The organism is Helicobacter sp. MIT 99-5507, from assembly GCF_003364295.1.
In the GTDB taxonomy this organism is placed as follows: domain Bacteria; phylum Campylobacterota; class Campylobacteria; order Campylobacterales; family Helicobacteraceae; genus NHYM01.
The window spans coordinates 17,606-42,086 of sequence record NZ_NXLO01000001.1 but is presented as its reverse complement, the minus strand read 5'-3'; the positions used below and the strand labels follow the sequence as shown (position 1 = coordinate 42,086).

The 24,481-nt window shown below is 26.9% G+C and carries 22 protein-coding genes and 4 tRNA genes; 15 read left to right on the top strand and 11 right to left on the bottom strand.

Annotated features, from left to right (window positions below):
- The first annotated feature begins 12 nt into the window (after positions 1 to 12).
- From CQA42_RS00205 to CQA42_RS00145, 13 genes are read left to right on the top strand one after another with little or no spacing between them, the layout of a single operon-like run.
- Positions 13 to 1,719, top strand: a complete 1,707-nt coding sequence (locus CQA42_RS00205; protein WP_115582701.1) for an ABC transporter ATP-binding protein — start codon at positions 13 to 15, stop codon at positions 1,717 to 1,719.
- The gene (locus tag CQA42_RS00200) at positions 1,716 to 2,243 is read left to right on the top strand and encodes an adenylyl-sulfate kinase (RefSeq protein ID WP_115582700.1); all 528 of its coding nucleotides are present in this window, start codon (positions 1,716 to 1,718) and stop codon (positions 2,241 to 2,243) included. Before CQA42_RS00205 ends, CQA42_RS00200 begins: the two co-directional genes overlap by 4 nt.
- The gene (locus CQA42_RS00195; protein WP_115582699.1) at positions 2,244 to 3,317 is read left to right on the top strand and encodes a DUF2972 domain-containing protein; all 1,074 of its coding nucleotides are present in this window, start codon (positions 2,244 to 2,246) and stop codon (positions 3,315 to 3,317) included. It abuts the gene before it with no gap.
- Positions 3,318 to 3,367: 50 nt separating this feature from the next.
- Positions 3,368 to 4,600 carry a DUF2972 domain-containing protein gene (locus CQA42_RS00190; RefSeq protein ID WP_115582698.1) on the top strand — a complete coding sequence of 411 codons (1,233 nt, stop codon included), beginning with the start codon at positions 3,368 to 3,370 and terminating at the stop codon, positions 4,598 to 4,600.
- Positions 4,600 to 5,730, top strand: coding sequence for a DUF2972 domain-containing protein (locus CQA42_RS00185; RefSeq protein ID WP_115582697.1), 1,131 nt, complete (start codon positions 4,600 to 4,602; stop codon positions 5,728 to 5,730). Before CQA42_RS00190 ends, CQA42_RS00185 begins: the two co-directional genes overlap by 1 nt.
- Entirely contained in the window at positions 5,723 to 6,898 is a 1,176-nt protein-coding gene (locus tag CQA42_RS00180) for a DUF2972 domain-containing protein (protein WP_181881430.1), read from the top strand. Before CQA42_RS00185 ends, CQA42_RS00180 begins: the two co-directional genes overlap by 8 nt.
- Positions 6,895 to 8,067: a hypothetical protein gene (locus tag CQA42_RS00175; protein WP_147289238.1), complete on the top strand. Its 1,173-nt coding sequence runs from the start codon at positions 6,895 to 6,897 to the stop codon at positions 8,065 to 8,067. The genes CQA42_RS00180 and CQA42_RS00175 overlap by 4 nt, the downstream gene beginning before the upstream one ends.
- A gap of 7 nt (positions 8,068 to 8,074) precedes the next feature.
- Positions 8,075 to 8,848, top strand: coding sequence for a class I SAM-dependent methyltransferase (locus CQA42_RS00170; RefSeq protein ID WP_115582694.1), 774 nt, complete (start codon positions 8,075 to 8,077; stop codon positions 8,846 to 8,848).
- A gap of 20 nt (positions 8,849 to 8,868) precedes the next feature.
- Positions 8,869 to 9,648 (top strand): class I SAM-dependent methyltransferase, encoded by a 780-nt coding sequence (locus tag CQA42_RS00165; protein ID WP_115582693.1) that lies wholly within the window; start codon positions 8,869 to 8,871, stop codon positions 9,646 to 9,648.
- Between the two features lie 10 nt (positions 9,649 to 9,658).
- Entirely contained in the window at positions 9,659 to 11,980 is a 2,322-nt protein-coding gene (locus tag CQA42_RS00160; protein WP_115582692.1) for a PEP-utilizing enzyme, read from the top strand.
- Entirely contained in the window at positions 11,974 to 12,564 is a 591-nt protein-coding gene (locus CQA42_RS00155) for a gamma-glutamyl-CDP-amidate hydrolase (protein WP_115582691.1), read from the top strand. Before CQA42_RS00160 ends, CQA42_RS00155 begins: the two co-directional genes overlap by 7 nt.
- Before the next feature lie 2 nt (positions 12,565 to 12,566).
- Positions 12,567 to 13,313, top strand: a complete 747-nt coding sequence (locus CQA42_RS00150; RefSeq protein ID WP_115582690.1) for a sugar phosphate nucleotidyltransferase — start codon at positions 12,567 to 12,569, stop codon at positions 13,311 to 13,313.
- Entirely contained in the window at positions 13,310 to 14,125 is an 816-nt protein-coding gene (locus CQA42_RS00145) for a 3'(2'),5'-bisphosphate nucleotidase CysQ (RefSeq protein ID WP_115582689.1), read from the top strand. Before CQA42_RS00150 ends, CQA42_RS00145 begins: the two co-directional genes overlap by 4 nt.
- Positions 14,126 to 14,393: 268 nt before the next feature.
- On the opposite strand, the gene CQA42_RS00140 is transcribed toward CQA42_RS00145, so the two are convergent.
- From CQA42_RS00140 to secA, 6 genes are all read right to left on the bottom strand, one after another.
- Positions 14,394 to 14,481, bottom strand: a tRNA-Ser gene (locus tag CQA42_RS00140).
- Between the two features lie 18 nt (positions 14,482 to 14,499).
- Positions 14,500 to 14,574: transfer RNA gene (locus CQA42_RS00135), tRNA-Cys, on the bottom strand.
- Between the two features lie 7 nt (positions 14,575 to 14,581).
- A tRNA-Leu gene (locus CQA42_RS00130) sits at positions 14,582 to 14,669 on the bottom strand.
- Between the two features lie 16 nt (positions 14,670 to 14,685).
- Positions 14,686 to 14,760 (bottom strand) — tRNA-Gly (locus tag CQA42_RS00125).
- A gap of 93 nt (positions 14,761 to 14,853) precedes the next feature.
- Positions 14,854 to 16,047 carry an ABC transporter permease gene (locus tag CQA42_RS00120; protein ID WP_115582688.1) on the bottom strand — a complete coding sequence of 398 codons (1,194 nt, stop codon included), beginning with the start codon at positions 16,045 to 16,047 and terminating at the stop codon, positions 14,854 to 14,856.
- A gap of 9 nt (positions 16,048 to 16,056) precedes the next feature.
- Positions 16,057 to 18,633, bottom strand: coding sequence for a preprotein translocase subunit SecA (gene secA / locus CQA42_RS00115; RefSeq protein WP_115582687.1), 2,577 nt, complete (start codon positions 18,631 to 18,633; stop codon positions 16,057 to 16,059).
- Positions 18,634 to 18,722: 89 nt separating this feature from the next.
- Between secA and lolA the strand changes: the two genes are divergently transcribed.
- On the top strand, positions 18,723 to 19,250 hold the full coding sequence (gene lolA / locus CQA42_RS00110; RefSeq protein ID WP_115582686.1) for a LolA-like outer membrane lipoprotein chaperone: 528 nt from the start codon (positions 18,723 to 18,725) through the stop codon (positions 19,248 to 19,250).
- A 38-nt stretch (positions 19,251 to 19,288) separates the two neighbouring features.
- Positions 19,289 to 19,930 (top strand): superoxide dismutase, encoded by a 642-nt coding sequence (locus CQA42_RS00105; RefSeq protein ID WP_115582685.1) that lies wholly within the window; start codon positions 19,289 to 19,291, stop codon positions 19,928 to 19,930.
- A 33-nt stretch (positions 19,931 to 19,963) separates the two neighbouring features.
- On the opposite strand, the gene CQA42_RS00100 is transcribed toward CQA42_RS00105, so the two are convergent.
- The 5 genes from CQA42_RS00100 to hypB are packed head-to-tail and all read right to left on the bottom strand — an operon-like array spanning position 19,964 to position 24,456.
- Complete coding sequence (locus tag CQA42_RS00100) at positions 19,964 to 21,001, bottom strand: ATP-binding protein (protein WP_115582684.1); 1,038 nt, start codon at positions 20,999 to 21,001, stop codon at positions 19,964 to 19,966.
- Positions 21,001 to 22,659, bottom strand: a complete 1,659-nt coding sequence (locus CQA42_RS00095; protein WP_115582683.1) for a DUF4153 domain-containing protein — start codon at positions 22,657 to 22,659, stop codon at positions 21,001 to 21,003. Before CQA42_RS00095 ends, CQA42_RS00100 begins: the two co-directional genes overlap by 1 nt.
- A gap of 2 nt (positions 22,660 to 22,661) precedes the next feature.
- The gene (locus tag CQA42_RS00090; protein WP_115582682.1) at positions 22,662 to 23,474 is read right to left on the bottom strand and encodes a glycosyltransferase family 25 protein; all 813 of its coding nucleotides are present in this window, start codon (positions 23,472 to 23,474) and stop codon (positions 22,662 to 22,664) included.
- 3 nt (positions 23,475 to 23,477) lie between these two features.
- On the bottom strand, positions 23,478 to 23,723 hold the full coding sequence (locus tag CQA42_RS00085) for a HypC/HybG/HupF family hydrogenase formation chaperone (RefSeq protein WP_115582681.1): 246 nt from the start codon (positions 23,721 to 23,723) through the stop codon (positions 23,478 to 23,480).
- 10 nt (positions 23,724 to 23,733) lie between these two features.
- Positions 23,734 to 24,456, bottom strand: a complete 723-nt coding sequence (gene hypB / locus CQA42_RS00080; protein WP_258865533.1) for a hydrogenase nickel incorporation protein HypB — start codon at positions 24,454 to 24,456, stop codon at positions 23,734 to 23,736.
- Positions 24,457 to 24,481 lie beyond the last annotated feature (25 nt).

Here is a 24,481-nt window from a genome sequence, read left to right as displayed (position 1 = left end):
CCAAAATAAATAATGAAAAAAAATAAAATAAAATCATATTCAAATATAAGCGATTTAACAAAAATTCGATATTTGATGTCAAGGCGTGATAAAGTCATATTGATATTTTTACTTTTTGCTACACTTAGTATCTCAATCATTGAAACAATCGGGATTAGTATCATTATGCCATTTATCACATTTGCATCAAATCCAAATATGATTTTTGAAAATAAAGTATCTAAATATTTATATGATTTTTTAAATGCTAGCAATACAACAGAATTCATTGTATGGTTTGGCTTTACAATGATTGTATTTTATGTTTTTAGAGCAATTGCAAATATCGCTTATTCCTACGCACTAAATAGATTTGCATTCAAAAAATATCATTTTTTTGCATATAGATTATTTTGTAAAACAACAGAGCTTAGCTATTTGGATTTTACAAATAAAAATGCAGATACAATTAGGCGAAATATCACGACTGAAGCCATGCAAGCATCGCAATTTATACAACAAATTTTATTAATGGCTTCAGAAATCATCACAATAACACTTATGTATTCACTGCTATTGATAATTAGCTGGAAAATGACTATTGTGCTTACATTTATACTTGGGATAAATGTCTTGCTTATTACAAAAACTATATCAAAAACAATACGAAAAAAAGGCGAGATGCAAGCAGAACTAAGCGAGCAATTTTTAAAAATCATCACAAAAACGCTTGGAAATTTTAAGATTATAAAACTAAAAGGAGAGCAAGGAAATGTCCTTGAAGCATTCAACAAAGCCTCTTTAGAAAAAGTAAGCACAGAAATTATCACCCAAACCTTACTGCCACTTCCAAAATTTATACTTGAGACAATAGGATTTTGCGTATTAACAGCATCTGTTGTATATATACTAATAAAATATAATGACGCAGCAGCTGTAATACCAATAATATCAATGTATGCACTAGCATTATATAGAATCTTGCCTTCTGTAAATAAGATTCTAGCAAGTTATAATATGTCTAGATTCCACAAAAGAGGCTTAGATATTGTATATGAAGATATGATATATCATACAGAAGCTGAAGATAATGAAAAAATAGAATTTAATGAAAAAGTAGAATTAAAAAATATAACATTTGAATATCTAACAAATAAACCTATTATAAAAGATTTTAATCTAGTGATAAATAAAGGCGATAAAATAGCATTTATTGGCAAAAGTGGAGCAGGAAAAAGCACATTGGTTGATTTAATCATTGGGATATATAAACCAAAAAGTGGTGAGATGAGGATTGATGGTAAATTACTTGATAATTCAAATCTTAGGTCTTGGAGAAAAAAAATTGGCTATATTCCACAAAGTGTATTTTTATTTGATGGGAGTGTTGCAGAAAATATTGTATTAAATGACAAAATAGATAAAGATAAGATTATTGAAGTATGTAAAAAAGCAAGAATTTGGGATTTTTTAGAAAAAAATCAAGGAATAAATACCATTGTAGGTGATGGTGGAATAAAACTAAGTGGTGGGCAAAAGCAAAGGATTGCAATAGCTAGAGCTTTGTATAATAATCCAGAAATATTAGTGCTTGATGAGGCAACAAGTGCATTGGATAATGATACAGAATCTCAAATAATGGATGAAATATATGATGTATCAAAAGATAAAACATTGCTTATCATAGCACATAGATTAAGCACAATTGAGCGATGCCCAATTAAAATAGAGGTAAAATGAGCGGACTTGTTATATGGATAAATGGACTATCTGGAAGCGGTAAAAGCACCATATCAAAAGAACTATACAATATCATAAAACAAGAAATACCAAATATAGTATATTTAGATGGTGATGGATTTAGAGAAATTTTTAGTAATAATAAATTTGATAAAGATTCTAGGATAGAGGTAGCTTTTAATAGAGCTAGGCTTTGTAGTTTATTATCACAACAAGATATTGTAGTGATTGCATCAACAATTTCATTATTTAATGAAGTATATAAAAACAATAGAAATATATTTAAAAATTATCTTGAAGTATATATTGAATGCAATATGGAAGAATTGATAAAAAGAGATCAAAAAGGATTATATACTGGTGCAATAGAAGGCAGGGTAAAAGATGTAATTGGTATTGATATAAAATACGATATTCCAACACCAAATATCACTATAGATAATAATGTGCAAAATAATGCGGATTTAAAAGCAAAGCAAATATTAAAATATATTAAAACTCAAAAAATACAATGGGTAAAATAAATGAATACAAAGATAAAAAGATTATTTCAACATATTAAAAATAAAGAATTTAAATATATTTTTAAAAGAATCTTGACATGGTTTTTACCACATATACAAGGTGGATTCTATAATAATCATCAATTTAAATATAATATTTTTGTATCTAGCCATTGGACGAGATTCTTTAGTATGCCACAAGATTATTCTTATATCATTGCTGGTAGCCATGGAGTTGGGTTTGTAGCGTTTATCAAATATATGCAGAATCTAGGGGCAAATCCTATGACTTTGGATAATATGTTTGCTAGAAGTGATTATGTATTACTCGCAAGAAAACAAGCGCAAAATTACAAAGGCAAATTTTATGGACTTAGTATAGAAAAAGCATATATTGATAATACAAGAAAAAATATATTATCAAAATTAAATCATAAAGTGCCAATATTATGCCTAGTTAGAGATCCTATTAGTATTTTTAGGACACATACTCATAATGCTTTAATGCCAAAATTAGTATATGGAATAAAAACAAATACTATCGCACTAAATAGGGGGGGGCAGCAAGAGATCACATATCTTGATAATGTATTAAAAAATGAAATATATAACACTATCAATGAAATAATCACTTTCCTAACCCAAACAATCACAAAAAGCAAAATCATTCCATTTTTTTGTTTTACTTCACTAAATTTACAATTAACAAATGCAACAAAAAGTCTGTATTTCATAGATACAAACGATATAAGCACACCACTAAAATCATTTGATACAATGAAAAATATAGCAAATATTCTTGATATAAATTTTAATAATAAAATAAATGATTTTGATGCAAACTATTCCTCTATGAATATTCACAAGCATTTTTATATAGATTCTAAAGATAATGAAAATAAATTTTATATACTAAAAGATTTTTGCGATAATGGAGGATTTGAAAAAATCATACTTGAATATTTTAATAATAATATAGAAATGAAAAAATATATAAAAAAATATTTAGATTATGAATTAACAACGATAAAAGAAAATACACCAAAAATCATACAATCATGGAAATATTATAATAATTTTTTAGAATCTTTTTAATTTGTTTAAAAAAGTGTAGAATTTACCTTTTACTCAAAAAAAGGGGATATATGAGAGGAATCTTAAAATTTATTTTAAAGCCATTTAAAAAATGCATTGATAAGTATTTTTATAAAGTTATTATAAAAGTGATGGATATTTTCCATATCAAGTTTCCAAAAAAAGCTGACTTTATTATCATTGGTTCGCATGGATTAGGAAGAAATGCGTTTTTATTATTTTTACAATATTGCAATGTTAGGGTAAATTGGTATTATGCATTTGAAGGCTATTATAAACGATGTTATATGTATTTGACGCATTTATTATTCAAACCAAAAAAGCAAATATGTGGTATAACTTTTGCTGAACTCAATGTAGAGGGCGAAAATAAAATAATAGAAAAAATCACTCAAAAGATTCCAGCCATCATCTTAGTAAGAGATCCTATTAGTATTTTAAAATCCCATATAAATTTAAGAACAATAAGTAAAAATAGCACATTAGAATTGCACACAAAAATAATAAGAAAAAATAATGCTTATAAAATAACCAAAAATGCTCTAGATTCTATAAATCACAGAATCTGCTATAGAGATTTTAAAAATGGAGAAATAGTAGAATCTAAAAAGCCTAGCTTAGATTTATTGGCTTATTTGATATCCACCACAAGCTATAAAAATGACAATAAAATAAAAGAAATCGTGCTGTTTTCATCATTGTATAGAATCTTAAAAAATAAAATTAGTGAGCTAATATTTATTGATATGAATGATCTATCAAACCAAAATGCTTATAATACAATGCAAAAATTATCTAAAAAGCTAAACTTCAAAAACCCAACAAATAAAGATTTTTTTACCCATAAATTATATGGTGATGTAAATACATTAATCCCACTTACAATTAATATTGATGGGGGGGGGAATCTCATATTTTCAACCACACAACAAGTATTTTTAAAAGAAAAAAATATGATTAATGTAAGTGATATATTTTTCAAAGAAAAGCTTTTGTATGGATTGCAAGTATATAGCAATAATGATGTGAAAAATTATGATAAAAATTTAATAGATTTAATAACATTTCATCTAAATTCATATTACAACACAATACTTCAAATAATAAAAGATATGAAAAACAACCTAATCAATGAAGAGCAAATAATAGATTATCTAAACAATAATCAAGAGCTAAAAAAACAATATAAAGCAGTATTTAGAGATGAAATATCTATAGTAAAAGATTATGCGCCAAATATTGTAGAATCTTGGATTTATTATAAAAAATTTAAGGCAATGTAATGAATATCATAAAAAAGAAAATAAATACTATTAGAATATGCATTGAGTATGGTTGGTGGGATAAGATTATTGCAGGATTCTTAGGGAAAAAAATATCACTTTGGAGCAATACACTAAAACCACAAAGATATAGATACATAATGCTAGCATCACATGGAACTGGAAGAAATGCATTTTGGCATTTTATGAATATCGTAAATGCATATCCAATGAGAAAATTTGATATTGCTGCAATTGATAGGACTTGCTTTTTTAGCTATAGAAAGATTTATGGGATTGTATGTGATAGAGATATAAATCACTGCAATGGTGGATTATATTTTATTTCAAAACTAAACAAAAAAGTTCCTGTATTTTGCTTGGTTAGGGATCCTATTAGTATCATTAGAGGTGGAATAAATATGATGTTAGCAGATAATATTGTAAATGGTATGGGGGGGGGGAATGAGGTATTAATAAAAAATACATTATTATCATATCTAAAAGCTTATGATGATATGCCTCATCACTTCATCTTTACAACATCTCCAAATCAATTTAAACATATCACAAAAGAGCTAATATATATTGATATGAATGATCTATCAAAACAAAATGCTTATAATACGATTAAAAAATGCTGCAGCAAAATTGGCATTAATAAAATAGATATAGATAAAGAATTTTTCACTAGAAAAATAGCAGATTCTTTGGCATTAAATATAGAAAAAGATTTTGATATAGATATAAATGGCAAAATCTTTAATATAAAAATACTTCCATTTGAAAATACATTGCATAAGAGATTCCAAATCATTAATATCATTGATGATATAAATTTAAAACGTAAAATTGCAATATGTCTAATTGGAAAAAATATAAAAATAAAACATATAAACAAAGAAATAAAAGATTCTATTAATTCATATGCAATTAAGTATCTAAAAGATTTAAGTGATAAATTTAAAATCTATGACCAATCAAAGATTGATGAAAATGATGTATTGGAATATTTTAAAAACGATCAAATACTATATAAAAAATTTAGAAAATTACTAGATTATGAAATATCTAATGTAAAAAAATATGCACCAAATATTGTAGAATCTTGGACTTACTATACAAAATTCTTAAAGGTGAATGATGAATAAAATAAATACACTAATCAATCGTATAAAAAATAATGAATACAAATTAATAATAAGATCTATATTATTAAGAATAATTCCAGCATCACTAGATGATATATTACCAATACCACAGAGTTATAGCTTCTTTCTAGTTGGGACGCATGGAGTTGGCTATCATTCTTTATTGTATTATATATCTAAATGCACTACCCCCCCATACATCAAGAAACATAACAATATCTTACCACTAACACTTATAGCCCTGCATAAAGAATATCTTGATAATAAAAGAGCACTAAGAATATATTGGGAGCTATTTAGAGGATATGGATATGGAGCTTGGGGAGTTACACTAGATGGTTATAATAAAGATATACAAGAGTATTTAAATAGACATTTTAAAAAACAAGCTCCAGCTATTTGCCTAGTAAGAGATCCTATATTAGCAATAGTATCTGCGATAAATCATACAATCTATACAAATATAACAAAAAATAAAATTAATGATTTAAAAGATTGTATTAATATCATAAATGATGATAGATTCATGTTTTCAGTAATTGGCTTTACTAGCAATGTAAATATGATAAAAGATAAAATCACGGATATAAAATTCATAGATACAGCTATGCTAAAAGGAGAAATTGCAAAATCAACAATGCATGATATAGCAAAACACATTAATATTAAGGCATCAGATGATAATGCAGTTTATATCAATGTTAATGATATATTTACAAGATCATTCCCGCATTTATTTTATATTGATGGTATAGAGTTTATGGTATCGCCATTTGATGATGATTTTAGTGTATTTGATATACAAAAAAATATATATAATAAACTTGATTCTAGATTCTATATAACCAAAAATTATATATCAAAAAAATTCAAAAATAGGAAGTTAAATATCTCAAGCAAAGAAAAAATACAAATTAATGATAATTTGTTAAATGAGATAAACAAAAAAGTAGAACAATATCTTTATGAAGTTATAAAAATTGAAAATATCTACAATAAATATAAAATAGATATAGAAATATTATTTAGATACTTCAAACATAACCCAAATGTATATAAAAAAATCAAGTCATTCCTAGAGCATGAAACAAGCATAATAAAAGAAAAATCTTCACATATATTTCAAAATTGGTTAGAATACAAGAAATTTTTGGAGATAGAATCTTGATAATAATAAGAAAAATAAAATCAGCTTTCAAATTGCTAAAAGGCGGTAGAATCCACGCTTTTTTTGATAGATTGCCGTTTGCAAAGCAAGTTATTAGCTCTTGCAATCTATTGCCTCATCCACAAAATTATGACTATATTCTCCTTGGCGGACATGGACTAGGAATGACTGCGATGTTTCATTATCTAAAAAAGATAGGAGCAAGACCAGAAGAAATATGGAGTTATGAAATAGTAAGACCATTTATATTTTATAGAAATTTTAGCGGTATGGTTTTAGATAAAGCCCCACTAAATAATCAAAGCCACAAGATTCTACAAACATGCACCAAAAAAGTCCCTGTATATCAAATAGTTCGAGATCCTATTTCTGTCATAAAAAGCAATATAAATGTCACTATGTTTCATAGTATTTCAAAGATAAATAATAAAAAAGATGCACAAGATAAATTAATTGAAATTATAAAAGGTATTTCACATTTAATGTTTTATTTTAGCTCACAAAGAAAACTAATAGATCATTTAAAACTAGATATTACATATCTAACAATGAAAGATATAGGAGAAAGTGAAATGCCAACTACACTAAATAATTTTATAAAGCGATTTAAACTCCCTTACAATAACACAAAAGAAATTTGCAGCAGTGAGAGTGTAATAAAAGGCTCTATTTTTCCTAGATGTTTTCCTCATATTTTTAGCATAGATGGGGGGGGGGAATTTGCAATATCAACTGTATCAAGACTAACTAATAAAAGTTTAAAAGAAATAGATATGAATGGCAATGTAGCAAAAAAACAAGATTGTATAAATAAAGATTATTATATTTTAAAAGATGACATAATTATTGATAATTACCAAGATTATCCTCTTTGTTTAGTATCATTCACAAAAGATACAAAAGAAGAATTAGTTTCTAAAGCTCTCATAGAAGCTTATAAATATATAGATTATGCTCTCTTGATGATAGAAAAACACAATAATCTTATGTTTAATGAAGATGAAATTATTGATTTTTTATTGGATGATAAAAATGATTTGCTTGCATTCTCAAAACAATTAGCAAAAGATATTGATGATGAACTTTTTTATATCAAAAAAGAAGCCCCGATGATATTTGATAGCTTTACATATACAAAAAGATTTTTAAATCATTTCAAAGGAGAATAAAGAAAACATGAAACAAGGTGATTTCACACAAGTAGCAAAATATTATATCAATAGACCTGCATATAGTGCCATGTTATTAGAAAAGTTATTTTTATGTGTAAATACATTTAACAAAGATATAAAAGATTTCAAAATATGCGAAGTTGGCGCAGGAACAGGAAAGCTTACAAAAATGCTATCAAATTTTGGTTTTAATGTCAGTGCAGTAGAACCAAATGATGCGATGAGAAATGAAGGCATAGAATATACAAAAAATACAAATATAAAATGGTTTAAAGGTGATGGTGAAAATACAACAATGAAAGCAAATGAATTTGATTGGGTGATAATGGCATCATCATTTCATTGGACTGACCATACAAAATCATTGCCAGAATTTAGAAGAATCTTAAAAAATGGAGGATATTTCACAGCGATATGGAATCCTAGAAATATAATAAAAGATTCTATATTTTATCAAATAGAAGAGGAGATAAAAAATATTATTCCAGAATTAAATAGAGTTAGTTCTGGCTCACAAAATACAAAAAAATGGGAGGAGATTCTAGTATCAACAAATGATTTTATAGATTGTTTCTTTATGGAATGTGATTATATTGAGATGATGAGTAAAGAAAGATATTTAGGGGCATGGCAATCAGTAAATGATATACAAGCACAAGCAGGGGAAGAAAGATGGAATAAAATAATGGCTATGATAAAAGATAAAATACAGAATCTAGATATTATTGAGATACCATATAAGATTCGAGCTTGGAGTGCCAAAAAGGTTAATAATTAAAAAAGAAAGGAAATAAAAATATGAAAAAAATAGTAGAACAAAATTGGGATTACACAAAACACGCTAAATTTTATGAATATAGACCAAATTATGCACCTAGTTGTATTGATATGCTTGCATATCTTGTTAGCAAAATGGGGGGGGGGAATTCTAAAATAAAAGTAGCAGATATTGGTGCTGGAACTGGTAATTTAAGCATAATGCTATTAGAGCGGGGCTGTGAAGTTACATCGGTAGAGCCAAATGATGCGATGAGAGAAATTGGAATTGAACGAACAAAGAATCAAAATATAAAATGGGTAAGAGCAATTGGTATTGAAAGCACATTAGAAAATAAAGCTTTTGATTGGGTTACTTTTGGAAGTAGTTTTAATGTTATGGATAGAGATTTGGCATTGCAAGAAACACATAGAATCCTAAAAGATGATGGATATTTTTCTTGCATGTGGAATCATAGAGATTTAAATGATCCTATTCAAGAAATCGCAGAAGAAATTATAATGGATTTAGTGCCAAACTACACTAGAGGTGTCCGTAGAGAAGACCAACGTCCAATAATTGAAAGCAGAAAAGATCTATTTGATAATATAATATATATAGAGCAAGATTTTTATTTTCATCAAAGTGTTGAAAACTATATCAATGCATGGAAAAGCGTGAAAAACCCATATTGGGATTTAGAGCAAAAAAGTGGAAATGAATTATTTGAAAAAATTGCATACCAGATGAAACATAGGCTTCCAAGTAGCTTTAATATAAAATACACTACTAGATGCTGGAGTGCAAAAAAAGTAAATTAAAGGGGATTTTTTGAAAAAATTATCATTTATAAACAAAGGAGAGAATCTAAAAAATCTATCTACAATTATTAAAAATGCAAAGATTCTCCCTTTGGTAATGGTAGATGATATTGATAATAAAAATATAATTAGTAATATACAAAAATTAGGCAATAAGGTAATATTAAGAAGCTCTGCAAGCAATGAAGATACAGATTCTACCTCTAATGCTGGGGCATTTTTGAGCATACCAAATATCAATACAAATGATACAAAAGCACTAAAAGATGCACTAAGAAAAGTAAAATCCTCCATGGGGTGGGGTTGTAAAGATAATTACATTTTAGTGCAGCCGATGTTAGAATCTATCGATATATGCGGCGTTGCATTTAGTGTAGATAAAGATAATTATGCACCATATTTTTGTATAAGCTATGATGAAAGCGGTAGTAGCGATAGTGTAACAAGTGGTCAAACTTCAAATCTAACAAATATCATAGTTTTTAGAGAACATAAATCAAAAAATAAGAAAATAAATAAAATTATTAAAACACTATTAGAATTAGAATCTATTTTTGATAATAATGCCCTAGATGTAGAATTTGCATTTACAAAAAATGGTGATTTATATATTTTACAAGTCCGCCCACTTGTAATGAAAAATAAAAATAACTATTTTAATGCAATAAATAGTGGAATCTTAAAGCGATTGCAAACACAAATAGATAATCTATCATTACGACATCCGCATATATTAGGTGATAAAACGATTTTTGGTGTTATGCCAGATTGGAATCCAGCAGAGATAATAGGACTAAAACCAAAAAGACTTGCTTTATCTTTATATAAAGAATTAGTGACTGATAATATTTGGGCGTATCAAAGGGATAATTATGGATATAGAAATCTAAGATCTCACCCATTGATGTATTCATTTTTGGGCGTGCCCTACATTGATGTAAGATTATCATTTAATTCGTTTATACCAAAAAAACTAGATGAAACAATAGCAAATAAGCTAGTGAATTATTATCTAAAAGCATTAGAATCCAAGCCACACTTACATGATAAAATTGAATTTGATATAGTTTTTTCATGTTATGATTTTAATCTACCAAATAAATTGCAGATATTAAAAAAACATGGCTTTAATCAAAATGAGCTAAAGCGAATCGAATTTAGCTTATTAACGCTTACAAATAATATTTTAGATTCCAAAAGTGGTCTATATTTAAAAGATCTAAACAAAATAGCATTGCTTGAGAGTAGATTTGATTCTATAATGCAATCTAATCTAAATATTATAGATAAAATATATTGGCTTATTGAAGATTGCAAGAGATTTGGGACACTTCCATTTGCAGGAATCGCAAGGGCTGCATTTGTAGCAATGCAAATGATAAATTCATTAGTTGATATTGGGTTTTTTAGTGTATTAGAAAAAAATCAATTTTTATTATCTCTAAAAACAATTAATAAAGAATTATCAATTGATATGATGAAAATGCAAAATAATAGTATCAAAAAAGAAGAATTTTTAGACAAATATGGACATTTACGTGCTGGAAGCTATAATATTCTTTCTCCTTGTTATAAAGAGGCATTTGATATTTATTTCTCAAACACAACAAATAATACTACTATAAAACAAGATAATATTTTTAGGCTAAGTAAGCAAAAAGAAAGTGAATTAGACACAATCCTTATGCAAAATGGAATCCAAATAAGTGCAAAAGAATTATTTGATTTTTTTAGAATCGTAATAGAAGGAAGAGAGTTAGCAAAATTTAAATTTACAAAATTACTATCAAGCACACTTGATTTTATCGCTCTTTTTGGGAAAGAGCTAAATATCAGCAAAGAGGATTTATCACACCTTGATATTAATAATATATTATCTTTGCAATCAACAATATACAAAGATCCTCCTAGCAAAAAATTTAGAAATGAAATACAAAGACATAAAGAAGAATATAAAGTCACACAAGCAATAAAGCTGCCTCCATTGATAATAAATAGCAATGATATATTGTATTTTAGTAGTCTGCAATCACAACCAAATTTTATTACACAAAAAATCATTACAGCAAAAATTGCATTAGAAAGTGATGTAGAGTTAGAAAATAAAATTGTTTTGATAGATTCTGCAGACCCAGGATATGATTATCTATTTACCAAAAATATTGCAGGTCTAATAACATGCTATGGTGGAGCAAATTCACATATGGCGATACGATGTTCTGAATTATCGCTGCCAGCAGTAATTGGTGTAGGTGAAGATAGATTTAAAACATACAAAAATGCAAATAAACTAACAATAGATTCACTTAATAATCAAGTATTTATATTATGATAGGTATCACTCAAAGATTAGAACAAAATAGCACTTATTATGAAATTAGGGAAGCTTTGAGCCTAGAGTGGGGAGAATTATTAAGTGATACTGATTTTATACCGCTTAGTTATACAAAACCTATAGAAAAATATAATATCAATGGTGTTATATTTAGTGGTGGAAATGACTTATCACATCTAAATCCAAATAATCTAAGCATATTAAGAGATAAATATGAAAAAAATATCATTAAATATTGCATAAAATCTAATATCCCGATACTTGGTGTATGTAGAGGTGCTCAGATTCTGGCGTATTATTTTAAATCTACATTACAAAAAATGCCAAACCATGTAAATAAACAACATACAATAAAATTTAAAAATCAAACATACAAAGTCAATTCGTTTCATAATTATTGTATTACAAAATTAGGAAATACTTTGGAAATCACAGCAAAAGCAGATGATGATACAATAGAATCTTTTAAACATAAAAAATTTCCTATTTTTGGAATGATGTGGCATATCGAGCGAGAAAAAATATTAAGTATTCCAAGTAGAGATATTTTAGAATCTTTTTTACAAAATATAAAAGGATAGAAATGAGAGCTTTAATATTAGCAGCAGGAAAAGGCACGAGACTTGCACCACTAACAAATGATATTCCAAAATGTATGGTGAAATATAATAATAAATCAATTATTGATTATGAGCTAGAGGCATTAAAAGAAAATAATATCACTGATATAGGTATTATTGGCGGATATTTATCTAATGTTTTAAAGCAATATATAAATATTAATAAATTTTATATCAATGATAGATTTGAAAATACAAATATGGTATGGACTATGTTTTGTGCAAGAGAATTTCTAGAATCTTGTGCAAAAGATAAACAAGATTTAATAATCACATATGCAGATATTATATACAAAAGTGAAATTATAAAAAAATTAAAAAACTATGATGGTGATTTTGGTGTTATTGTTGATAAAAATTGGAAAGAGTTGTGGAATGATAGATTTGAAGATGTATTAAGTGATGCAGAAAGTTTAAAAATCAAAAATAATAAAATCATAGAAATAGGCAAAAAAGTAGATTCTATTGATGAAATAGAAGGACAATATATAGGGTTATTTAAAATATCACATAATTTCATAACAACAATGATTGATTTTTATGATAGTTTGGATAAAAGCAGAATCTATGATGGAAAGGATTTTTATAATATGTATATGACTAGTTTTTTGCAAGAAATAATAAATACATTTAATAATATAGAGCCAGTTTTTATCAATAGAGGCTGGATAGAGATAGATTCTATTGCGGATTTGGAAACAAAACTATGAAAGATTTGCTAAATAATGTAATCAATATAGCCTTTAGGGCAGGAGAAATAGTATTAAAATACTATGGCGATACAAGTTTTATAAAAAAAGATGATGATTCTCCATTAACAAAAGCTGATATAGAATCTAATAGAATAATTACTCATAATTTGCAAGCTATTAGTTCTTTTAAAATTAATTCTGAAGAAGATATATTAGATTATAGTAAAAGAAAAAATGAAGAATATTTATGGCTTATAGACCCGCTAGATGGGACAAAAGATTTTATATCAAAAAATAATGAATGGACAATCAATATAGCTTTATTAAAGCACAATATACCAATACTTGGTGTAGTATATGCACCAGCATTAAAAAAAATGTATTTTGCATTGGAAAAAAATGGAGCTTATGTATTAGAAGATTCTAATATCATTGATAATGCAATAAGGATTTATAGTCAAAAAGATACAACAGCTATAATAGCACTTGATAGTAGATTCCATAGCACAAAAAATGTAGATAATTTTATAAAAAAATATAAATTAATAAAACAAACACTTGGTTCATCACTAAAAATATGTTCTATTGCAGAAGGAAAAGCCGATATTTATCCACGATTTAATGGGACAAAAGAGTGGGATATCGCAGCAAGTGATATTATTTTAAGAGAAAGTGGCGGAATAATACTTGATTTTAATACAAAAAAACAACTTTTATACAATAAACAAGATGTAAAAAATAATTACTTCATTGCGTTTTCTAAATCACAAATAAATAAAGAAATTTATAATGATTTTATGGAAGATAAAATTATATTAGAAAGATTGTAGGTTTCATTTAGAAAGAAGATAAAAAAGCTATATCTTTCTTAAAGCAAGATTGTAATTTATTTAAACTCACTCATTTTTATATCAAAAAACTAAAATACAAGGCAGACTGCCTTATAAATCTTTTAGCATTGCATTGCTTTTTATTATTTCAAATAGGATTTTTGACTATTTTAATCTAACACCCGCTAAAAATTTTATTTTATATGAGAATCTATAAATAATTAAAAATCTTTTAAAAACTATTATAAATATTTGAAGTAAAAAAGAGTGGCCGGGAGAGAGGGATTCGAACCCCCGGAGGTGTTACCCTCAACGGTTTTCAAGACCGCCGCTTTCAACCACTCAGCCATCTCCCGAGTAAGATTCTATTATTTTGGAGGCGACACCCAGATTCGAACTGGGGAATCAAGGCTTTGCAGGCCCATGCCTTACCACTTGGCTATGTCGCCATAAATATGGTGCCCGAGGCCGGACTTGAACCGGCACGGAAGCAATATCCGAGGGATTTTAAGTCCCTTGTGTCTACCAATTCCACCACCCGGGCAACATTATTTTATATTTGGAGCGGGAAACGGGGATCGAACCCGCGGCCCCAACCTTGGCAAGGTTGTGCTCTACCACTGAGCTATTCCCGCATAAAAGTATAAAGACAAGAAATAAAGTATGAATTATAGCGAAAAAAAGTAGAAATACAATGATAATATAAAAATATCCATATTAATTATAAGCTACTCACTTCTTAATGTGGATAAAGGATTGATTTTTGATGCTTTTATGGATGGATAATATGATGACAAAAGGACAACTATAATAGCACCAACTATCGTTAAAGAAATATCTATAAATGATATATGCAATGGTAATTTTGAGCTACCATAAACATCAGCAGGGAGAGATATGATAGGAAATACTTGCAATAAATAAAGCAAAATAAATGCTAATAAAACGCCAAAAAACACACCACTAATTCCTATAACATTTCCTAAATAAAAAAATGTTTTTTGTATATCTTTTTTTCCCATACCAAGTGATAACAAAAGAGCTATCTCTCTTCTTCTTGTCATAATAACCATCATAAGAGAACTAATAATATTTAATGAAGCCATTATAATAATTAACATTAATACTATAAATAAAGCTCTTTTTTCCATCGCTATTGCACTAAAAAAATTACCATTTTGCTCCCACCAACCAACGATACCTACATCATGAGGTAAATATTCTCTTAGTTTTATAATATCTTTCATTGGATTATTTGAATATATATGGATTCCATCATATATATCTAGTGGATAGTTTTTGATAGTTTGTAATGTTTTAATATTAATATACATATAGCTATTATCATATGCATGAAGCCCAGAATTAAAATATCCATCTATATTAAATCTTTTCATACTAGGTATTAGCCCCATTCCGCCTGCTTGCATTTGAGTAAAAATCAATGTAACCCTAGTATTTATATCGATAGAAGTTTCATCAAGCAGCCTTTTACCTATGATTATACTATCACTATTAAAATTTTCATTATGATAAGATTCTCTTAAGATTTTATTTATACTCATTTCTTTATTAAAATCTATACCATATATAATACCAGCATTTAGTGTATCACCAATTTTAATAGCACCTTGAGATTTTATATATGGGCTAAATTGTAAATTTTTAAATTGCTCTGTAAGATTTAAAAGCAATGTATTATTTACTGCACCATATCCTTTTTGAAAGATAGTAAGTGGATAATTCATAGTAAATAATCTATCTTCAAAATGTTTTATCATACCTTCCATAATCGCCATAGCCACGATTAACACCATCACACCAATACCAACACCAAGAAAAGCCAGTATTGCTGTTATTGATATAAATGGTTGAGTTTTATCAAAACGAAGATATTTAAAAACTAAGAATCTAGGTAACAATAATACACCTTAATTAGCTAATATGCCTTTTTTAGGTCCGCTTTTACCATGGCATAATTTATATTTTTTGCCGCTTCCACAAGGACAAGGATCATTTCTAGCTACTTTTGTGCTTTTTTTTATCTCATCATTGTTTCCATCTTTATTGAAAGATATATCATCATTATTTTCTTCTTCGAGATGTTTTAGCATCGCTTTTGCTTGCTCTTCATCATCTCTACTCTGCTCTCTTAGCTTTATCATATGGATCATTTTTGAGCTTTCAATTTTTAGATTATCTTTAAACTCTAAAAATAAATTATAACTCTCTTTTTTATATTCAATCAATGGATCTTTTTGATTGTATCCTCTTAGTCCAATACCAGTTTTTAAATTATCCATAGTGTATAAATGCTCTCTCCAAGCATTATCTAATACCTGCAAATATACTATTCTTTCAATATCTTTTCTTTGAGTGTCTGTAAGAGGTTTCATTTTTGCTTCATAATCATTTGTAAGTGCAATATTTGCTTGTTCTTGCAATAAAGAAATATCATCTGTAGAATCTTCAAATACAATCTTGCTTCCAAAATCTTCTAGAATCTTATTTGAAATACCAACTTTATCAATATTATTATCTTGCATAAAATCAAGATTTAAAAATACATTTTGAATGCTAAATTCTCTATCTTCTTTTATTTTTTGTGATAAATCATAATTTTCATCAAGAAGTTTGTTTCTAAATTGATATATTATTTTTCTTTGCTCATTTGCAACATCATCATATTCTAATATATGTTTTCTAGTTTCAAAATGCAAAGATTCTACTTTCTTTTGTGCATTTTCAATAGATCTTGTTACAAAAGAAGATTCTATATGCTCGCCATCTTTTAATCCTAGTTTTTCCATAATACCTTTTATTTTATCACTACCAAAGATTCTAAGTAGATTATCTTCAAGACTTAAATAAAACTGACTAGCACCAGGATCACCTTGTCTTCCACTTCTACCTCTTAGCTGATTATCTATTCTTCTACTTTCATGTCTCTCTGTCCCAATGATAAATAATCCACCAAGATCTGCTACTTCTTTATCTATTTTTATATCAACACCACGACCTGCCATGTTTGTAGCTATTGTTACAGCACCAATTTTACCTGCATCTTTGATAATTTCTGCTTCTTTTGTATGCTGCTTTGCATTTAAAACGGTATGCGGGATTCTTTGTTTTTTTAGTAATTCATGTAATTTTTCACTTTTTTCTATACTTGCTGTCCCGATTAATACTGGGATTCCACTTTTATGAAGTTCTACTATTTTTTTACAAACTGCATCAAACTTTTCTGCTTCACTCTTAAATATCAAATCATTATAATCTTTTCTTATATTTGGCACATTTGTAGGAATACTAACAACATCTAATTTATAAATTTGTAAAAATTCGCTAGCTTCAGTTTGTGCTGTTCCTGTCATTCCTGATAATTTTTCATACATTCTAAAATAATTTTGAAATGTAATATCCGCTAGAGTTTGGGTTTCTTCTTTTATATCTACCAATTCTTTAGCCTCTATTGCTTGGTGCAATCCATCGCTAAATCTCCTACCCTCGCTAAGTCTTCCTGTAAATTCATCTACAATTATTACTTCACCATCCCGCACGATATAATCTTTGTCTTTTTGAAACAAGAAATTTGCTTTTAATGCTTGATCAAGATGATGAGCTAAAAACGCATTTTCTATATTATAGAGATTATCTACTTTAAATATTTCTTCAGCTTTTTTGATACCAGATTCTGCTATCAATATGGTTCGATTTTTTTCATCAATACTAAAATCTATATCTTTTGTCATTTTTTGAGCTACGCTATTTGCTAAGCCATAATTTTCTAGCTTTCTATTTGCAGGTCCAGATATAATAAGTGGCGTCCTAGCTTCATCAATAAGGATAGAATCCACCTCATCAACGATTGCAAAAAAATGATCTTTTTGGAATTGATTTGATAACGAAAACTTCATATTATCCCTAAGATAGTCAAATCCAAATTCATTATTTGTGCCATAGATAATATCACAGCTATATTGTTTTAGTTTGCTTTCTTCATCTCGTTCATCGCCTGTAATGATACCAACACTATAACCTAAAAATTCATACAATGCACCCATTTCAGTGGCATCTCTTCTTGCTAGATAGTCATTTACGGTTACTACATGCACGCTTTTACCAATCATTGCATTTAGGATTACTGCAAGAGTTGCTACAAGAGTTTTACCTTCACCTGTTTTCATCTCTGCAATTTTCCCTTCATGTAGCACCATACCACCAATAAGCTGCACATCAAAATGTCGCATATTTAGCACTCTTTTTGATGCTTCTCTAGTGATTGCAAAAGATTCTATCAAGACAGAATCTAGCGCTCCTTGTCCTATTTCATCAAATTTGTTTTTAGTATTTTCTTTTAAAGTGTTAAATGCAGCCTTTAGCTCATCATCACTAAAATTTTGATATTTAGATTCTAGATTATTAATTGCATTTAGTTTTTGTTTGTATTTATTTAGCATTCTTTGGTTTCTAGTGCCAAGAAGTTTATTAAATATATTTTGTATCATTGAAAGCCTTGAATCGTATTTATTTAATAGATGTTGGATTCTATCATTTTATGCTAAAATCTAGACTTAATCTCTAATAAAGGTGGATTATGAGAATCTTAGTTTATTTGTTTTTTATTATAAATATATGTTTTTCTTTTGATTTAAAAAGTATAAATAATATCAAAGCAGATTTTGTGCAAATAATAACAACTAGCGATAATAATAAAATAGAATATAGTGGAAATTCAGTCACAACGAAGGGTTATAAATCATATTATAAATATACAAAACCATTTGAAAAAGAAGTATTTATAGATGAAAAACAAACCATAGTATATGAGCCAAACTTAAATCAAGCAATCATATTTACAAGTGGAATAGGACTTGTAGATATATTAAACAATGCCAAACAAGATGGAGATAAGATTATAAGCCATGCAAATAATATTACTTTTTTTATATATTTAGATTCCAATGATATGCCAAAAAAAATAGAATATACAGATACTTTAGATAACAAAAATGAAATAATACTAAGCAATATAAAAATAAATACAAATATTGATGATAGTATTTTTGTGTTTAATGCACCAAAAGGAACAGATATCATCTACTCAAAATCCAATACATTTTAGCAATAAGTTGTATAATATAAATTTTATAAGGAGTTTTTATGTTTAATTTACGAAATTTACCATATGACAAAAATGCGTTTAATGGAGAGTTTATAAGCGATAAGACAATAGAATATCATCATTTAAAACATCATCAAACTTATGTAAATAATCTAAACAATCTAATAAAAGATTCACCATTTGAAAAAAAATCGCTATATGATATAGTCATGAATTCACAAGGTGGAATCTATAATAATGCAGCACAAATTTATAATCATGATTTTTATTTTGATTGTATCTCCCCAAAAAGCACAAAAATCAGCAATGAGCTAGAATCTGCGATCAATAAAGATTTTGGTAGTATTGAAAAATTTAGAGAATCTTTTATCCAAAGTGCAACTACATTATTTGGCTCTGGTTGGTGCTGGGTCGTGCTAAATCATGATAAAAAACTAGAAATATTACAAACTTCAAATGCAAATACTCCACTTGAATCTAATAAGATTCCAATACTTGTTGTTGATGTATGGGAGCATGCTTATTATATTGATTATAAAAATTTAAGAGCAAAATATTTAGAAGAATTCTATAAACATATAAATTGGGAATTTGTATCACAAGCCTATGAATGGGCATTAAAAGAAGGTATGAATTCTGTAAAATTTTATATGGATGATATACACAAAGAGCAAATATAAAGATTCTAAGATTCCTTAGAATCTATGCAAAGTTTATTCTCCAAGAGCAAAATTTATAAAATTTAATATTTTTATAGTTTTATTTTTTATATTTATTTCACCTTCTAAATTAAGTGTAATAACAAAAATATCTAAATCCATAAAATCTATATTTAAAAGATATTCTTTTATATTTTCAAGTGTGCTAAAAAGTGAAATAATATATCCTTTTTTATTGCATATTAGGTTTATTTTATTTGAATAGTATATATTGGATTCTGTTTTTAATAATTCTAAAAAAATCATATTTTCAACACAGCAAAGAATATTTCGTTCATAGCTTACAAAAGATTTCAAACTAAAATCCCATAAAAATATTTTTTTTGCTAATTTTTCATTATGATAATGTGGCACAAAATATATTAGCCCCCTATCTTGCCAATCTTGCATCAAAAAATATATTTTATCTTTTGATATTTTAAAGTCTTTTTTTAGCAATGAATATATTTGATTTATCGTCATTTGCATACCTTGAAATTGACAAAGAAGTATAAAAATGTGAATATATTTTTTAAATATCACTAAGAGCATTTGCTGTTTAAAATCAAGCTTATTATTATCCTTGATATTTAGTGTTACAGGTAGATTCCCATAATTTAAAAAACTATCAAATAAATGATTTATATCAAGATTCTGCGTATCAAAACTGATGTATTCCTCAAAGCTAAGTGGCAAAATAGCTTTATTTGCAAAATCCAAATTTTTAGTTTTATATTCATTAATAGTGATGATATTTTCTATTGCTGGAAGAAAAAATTTTGCAAAATCCATATTATCAAGCACTAGACAATCAATCTTTTTTTCCATAGAAATTTTTAGCAAATAGCTTTTTATTAGCTCATCTTTATTTCTAAAATCATTACAATCAATATAAAATGAATTTTTAATATCTTTTATATGATGAAGTGCAATACAAGTTTTACCACTTTTTGGCGGACCATAAATATGAATCTTGCTTCCTTTTATCCCAAATCTCCTTGGGAAGAGATGTAAGAATTGTCGCTTTTTTATATTTGAAGATTCTAAAAGCATTATAATGCTTTTGTTGTTGATGGATTATTTGCTTTAGAATCTAACTTTAATAGGGCATTAAAACCTATTTTATAAATTATTTTCTTTTCATCATCATAGATAATATAATCTATATAGAGTTTTAATTTTTTATTGCCATTTTTGACTTCTACTACAAGTGGGCAAATCTTACATGGTTCATTAAGTATTTTATCCATTTCTTTTTTCATAAAATCATAAAAATTATCAATCTTTATAAATATTTCATTTCTACTAATTATCAAGCTATCATTTTTTAGATCAAAGCTGATATTTCCACCTTTTAGCACAGAAGTCTTTGTATCTAGCTCAACTCCTTCTACAAACAAATCAAATCCATAAACACTAATAACTTGTGGCATACGAGAATAATATCGATATGTTTTATTATCTTTATTATGTAAATCATCATATGAATTTAAAAAAGTCTTATAATCTGCAAGCTCATCTTCATCTAAATAATAAATTAAAAACGAATATATACTTGAAATCCGATCATGATTCTCTTTTGTCATTTCTAGACTTTTTAATGCACGAAGCTGGGAATCTATGGATACTTTAATCGCATTCAAACTACCAAATGTAGAAAAAATACATAATATGGCAAATAAATAAAACACTATCTTTAAATAATTGCGTCCAAATAGTGACAAAATAATACTTACAAACAAGAATATACAAGAGATAAGGACAAAATATCTACTTGGAGTAAATCCATATTCATAGATTCTAATTATAATCGAATACAAAGCAATGATATTTAATAAAAACAACAATGTTACAAAAAGTTTGCCTAGATATTTTGAGCCCAAAGATTGATTTAACCAAAAAAGCGTAATACTAAAGAAACTAAACCAGATGATTAGATGGATTGCACTATATTGCGGAGATAGAATCCCAAAAAATAATAATGCAAAATAGAGAATCAAAATAGAAGCATAAAAATATGAAAAAATACTAAAAATAAGAAATAGATTATTTATTCTTTTATCTGTTATTTTGCTTATAGATTCTATATTTGTTGCTAAATAATGATTTAATGATGAAACTTTTCCAATAAAAAATACAAAAAATATAGTTGCAACACACACGCAACAAACATAATATATTTCATCAAAACTAACTCTAAATAAAAAATCTATACTAATACAAGATATAACAAAAAGTATCAAAAAAAGTATAAAAATACCAAAAGCAAAAAATGCACTTCCTACAAAATCAAAAAAACTATAAAAATTAAATCTCAAATTAAAAGATACAAATAATGCAATTGATGCAAGCAAAATCGCAATGTATTGCAATGTTTTTATATCCATAGAGCTATTATCAATAGGAATGATATCATATACAAAGATTCCAGATGCAATAAGAATAATACAAATAAGCAAATACCTAAGTAGTTTATTGTCTTTTAAAAAATTAATACTCTCTAAATTTAGAGCCATAAAAATAAGAAATAAATTTAATAATAAAAATCTAAAAATCTCTAGCTCCCATTTATAACCATCATAAAATAAAATATAAATACTTAAAAACAACCCACCAATGATAGATAAAATCGTGCCAAGAAAATACACTCTAAAAGCATTTTTATAATAAATATCAACACTTTTTATAAAATCATAAATCCGTTTCAACATATTTAAACTCCTCTTATTTTGTAAAAAAATAAATACAAATTTTTATAAATACTAAATAAAAAAAATCTAGAAATCTCGCGAGTTAGCTTGTATATCCACTTTATTTGGATTTTTTTCCTTCCTAAGATTGTAGAATTTTTAGTATAAACCTCATCTTCACTTATACAAAATGGCTTATAAATAATATTTTGAACTTTATTTATAAAAAACATATCCATATAGTTATCTACACAATGAAACCAAATCTTAGAGTGTAAAATAAACTTCAATGCTGCATGTGGAGAGACAAAATAGCCTTGTGTGCCAGATAAATTTTGATAGCTTATATAAAAATCATCTCTTAAATGCCAAATTTTCCTATCAAATAAATAATAAAGTCGCACATATTCAAATTTTGAATTTTCTATTTTAATAATAGAATCTAAAAAATCATCTTCAAAGCTAATATCATCTTCTAAGATTATGATATTTTCACCTAAAGAGACGCATTTTTCCCACAAAGCATAATGTGAAGCAAAACAAGCTAACTCACCAAAACCAAGCTCTTTTCCTCGCACAAATTTACTCAAAGTTGCATTATAATTTTTGATTATTAGTTTTTTAGATTCTATATCTTTTGCATCAATTGCATCAAAAAAATAAAAGCAGAATCTTTTGTTATTTTTAGATTCTTTAGAATCTTGTATATTTTTATTTAGCAAATTAGATTCTAAAAATACCTCATAAGTCGTATTTTTTGCAAGATCCTTAATCTTTTGTTCCATTGATTTTTTTCTATCAATGGAATATTTTATATTAATAATAAAAATTAGCATACATCAATACTCTTCATCTTCTTCCATATCTTTTATTAGTTCATCATATATTTTTAAAGATTGAATAGCACTTTCTTCATCAATCTTGCTCATAATATATCCAATATGAAGCAATACAAAATCACCAATCTCTAAAGTCTCTTGCATCAAATCAAGGCTAGCTTCTCTTCTTACACCCATAGTATCGACAATGGCAATATTTGTTTCTTTATTTATTTCAACTACTTTTGAAGGTATAGCAAGGCACATATTTTTCCTTTTAATATTGATGTTTTGAAATGATATTATTAGTTTTACAATATATTAAATAATCCGCTATTTTATTTAGAGAATCTTTATCTTTATTGCTTACTACAAATAGCTTTGATTTTGGATTGATTTTGTTTATATTTGATTTGATATTTTCAATACTAAAATCAAAATATTCCATAATATCACTTTTTGTTATTAAAACAATATCTGCAATCATAAACATAGTAGGATATTTTAGTATCTTATCATCGCCTTCAGGAGTAGATAAAAGCACGATATTTATATTTGCACCAAGATCATAGCTAGCAGGACAGACTAGATTCCCAACATTTTCAATAAATAAAAAATCTATATTCTCTAATTTTCTACTAGATTCCAAAGCACTATAAGCCCGCTCAATCATAGCTGCTTCTAAATGACAAGCATCACCTGTTGTAATTTGATATGCTTCAATACCTCTTTTTTGCAAACGCATACTATCTCTATTTGTCTCTAAGTCACCTTCAATGACTGCAAAACTAAAATATTTATTGATAGCAAACTGCTCTAGCAATGTAGTTTTTCCACTACCTGGACTACTCATCAAATTTATTACATAAAGATTCTTTTCTTTATAAATCTCTCGTAATTCATTTGCTTTTATGTCATTTTTACTTAAAATTTTTTGTGATACTTCATATAATTTTTTATCCAAATACAAACTCCAAATACATTTTAATAGATATTTTATATAGAGTATATAATTTTTGTAGAAT

What these genes read in the sequence shown, in the direction of transcription:
- CQA42_RS00180 (WP_181881430.1), top strand. Translation starts at nt 5,723, where the DNA reads ATGAATAAAATAAATACACTAATCAATCGTATAAAAAATAATGAATAC.
- secA (WP_115582687.1), bottom strand. Translation starts at nt 18,633, where the DNA reads ATGATACAAAATATATTTAATAAACTTCTTGGCACTAGAAACCAAAGA.
- lolA (WP_115582686.1), top strand. Translation starts at nt 18,723, where the DNA reads ATGAGAATCTTAGTTTATTTGTTTTTTATTATAAATATATGTTTTTCT.
- CQA42_RS00165 (WP_115582693.1), top strand. Translation starts at nt 8,869, where the DNA reads ATGAAAAAAATAGTAGAACAAAATTGGGATTACACAAAACACGCTAAA.
- CQA42_RS00145 (WP_115582689.1), top strand. Translation starts at nt 13,310, where the DNA reads ATGAAAGATTTGCTAAATAATGTAATCAATATAGCCTTTAGGGCAGGA.
- CQA42_RS00205 (WP_115582701.1), top strand. Translation starts at nt 13, where the DNA reads ATGAAAAAAAATAAAATAAAATCATATTCAAATATAAGCGATTTAACA.
- CQA42_RS00150 (WP_115582690.1), top strand. Translation starts at nt 12,567, where the DNA reads ATGAGAGCTTTAATATTAGCAGCAGGAAAAGGCACGAGACTTGCACCA.
- CQA42_RS00085 (WP_115582681.1), bottom strand. Translation starts at nt 23,723, where the DNA reads ATGTGCCTTGCTATACCTTCAAAAGTAGTTGAAATAAATAAAGAAACA.
- CQA42_RS00095 (WP_115582683.1), bottom strand. Translation starts at nt 22,659, where the DNA reads ATGTTGAAACGGATTTATGATTTTATAAAAAGTGTTGATATTTATTAT.
- CQA42_RS00105 (WP_115582685.1), top strand. Translation starts at nt 19,289, where the DNA reads ATGTTTAATTTACGAAATTTACCATATGACAAAAATGCGTTTAATGGA.
- CQA42_RS00190 (WP_115582698.1), top strand. Translation starts at nt 3,368, where the DNA reads ATGAGAGGAATCTTAAAATTTATTTTAAAGCCATTTAAAAAATGCATT.
- CQA42_RS00090 (WP_115582682.1), bottom strand. Translation starts at nt 23,474, where the DNA reads ATGCTAATTTTTATTATTAATATAAAATATTCCATTGATAGAAAAAAA.
- CQA42_RS00185 (WP_115582697.1), top strand. Translation starts at nt 4,600, where the DNA reads ATGAATATCATAAAAAAGAAAATAAATACTATTAGAATATGCATTGAG.
- CQA42_RS00100 (WP_115582684.1), bottom strand. Translation starts at nt 21,001, where the DNA reads ATGCTTTTAGAATCTTCAAATATAAAAAAGCGACAATTCTTACATCTC.
- CQA42_RS00200 (WP_115582700.1), top strand. Translation starts at nt 1,716, where the DNA reads ATGAGCGGACTTGTTATATGGATAAATGGACTATCTGGAAGCGGTAAA.
- CQA42_RS00170 (WP_115582694.1), top strand. Translation starts at nt 8,075, where the DNA reads ATGAAACAAGGTGATTTCACACAAGTAGCAAAATATTATATCAATAGA.
- CQA42_RS00195 (WP_115582699.1), top strand. Translation starts at nt 2,244, where the DNA reads ATGAATACAAAGATAAAAAGATTATTTCAACATATTAAAAATAAAGAA.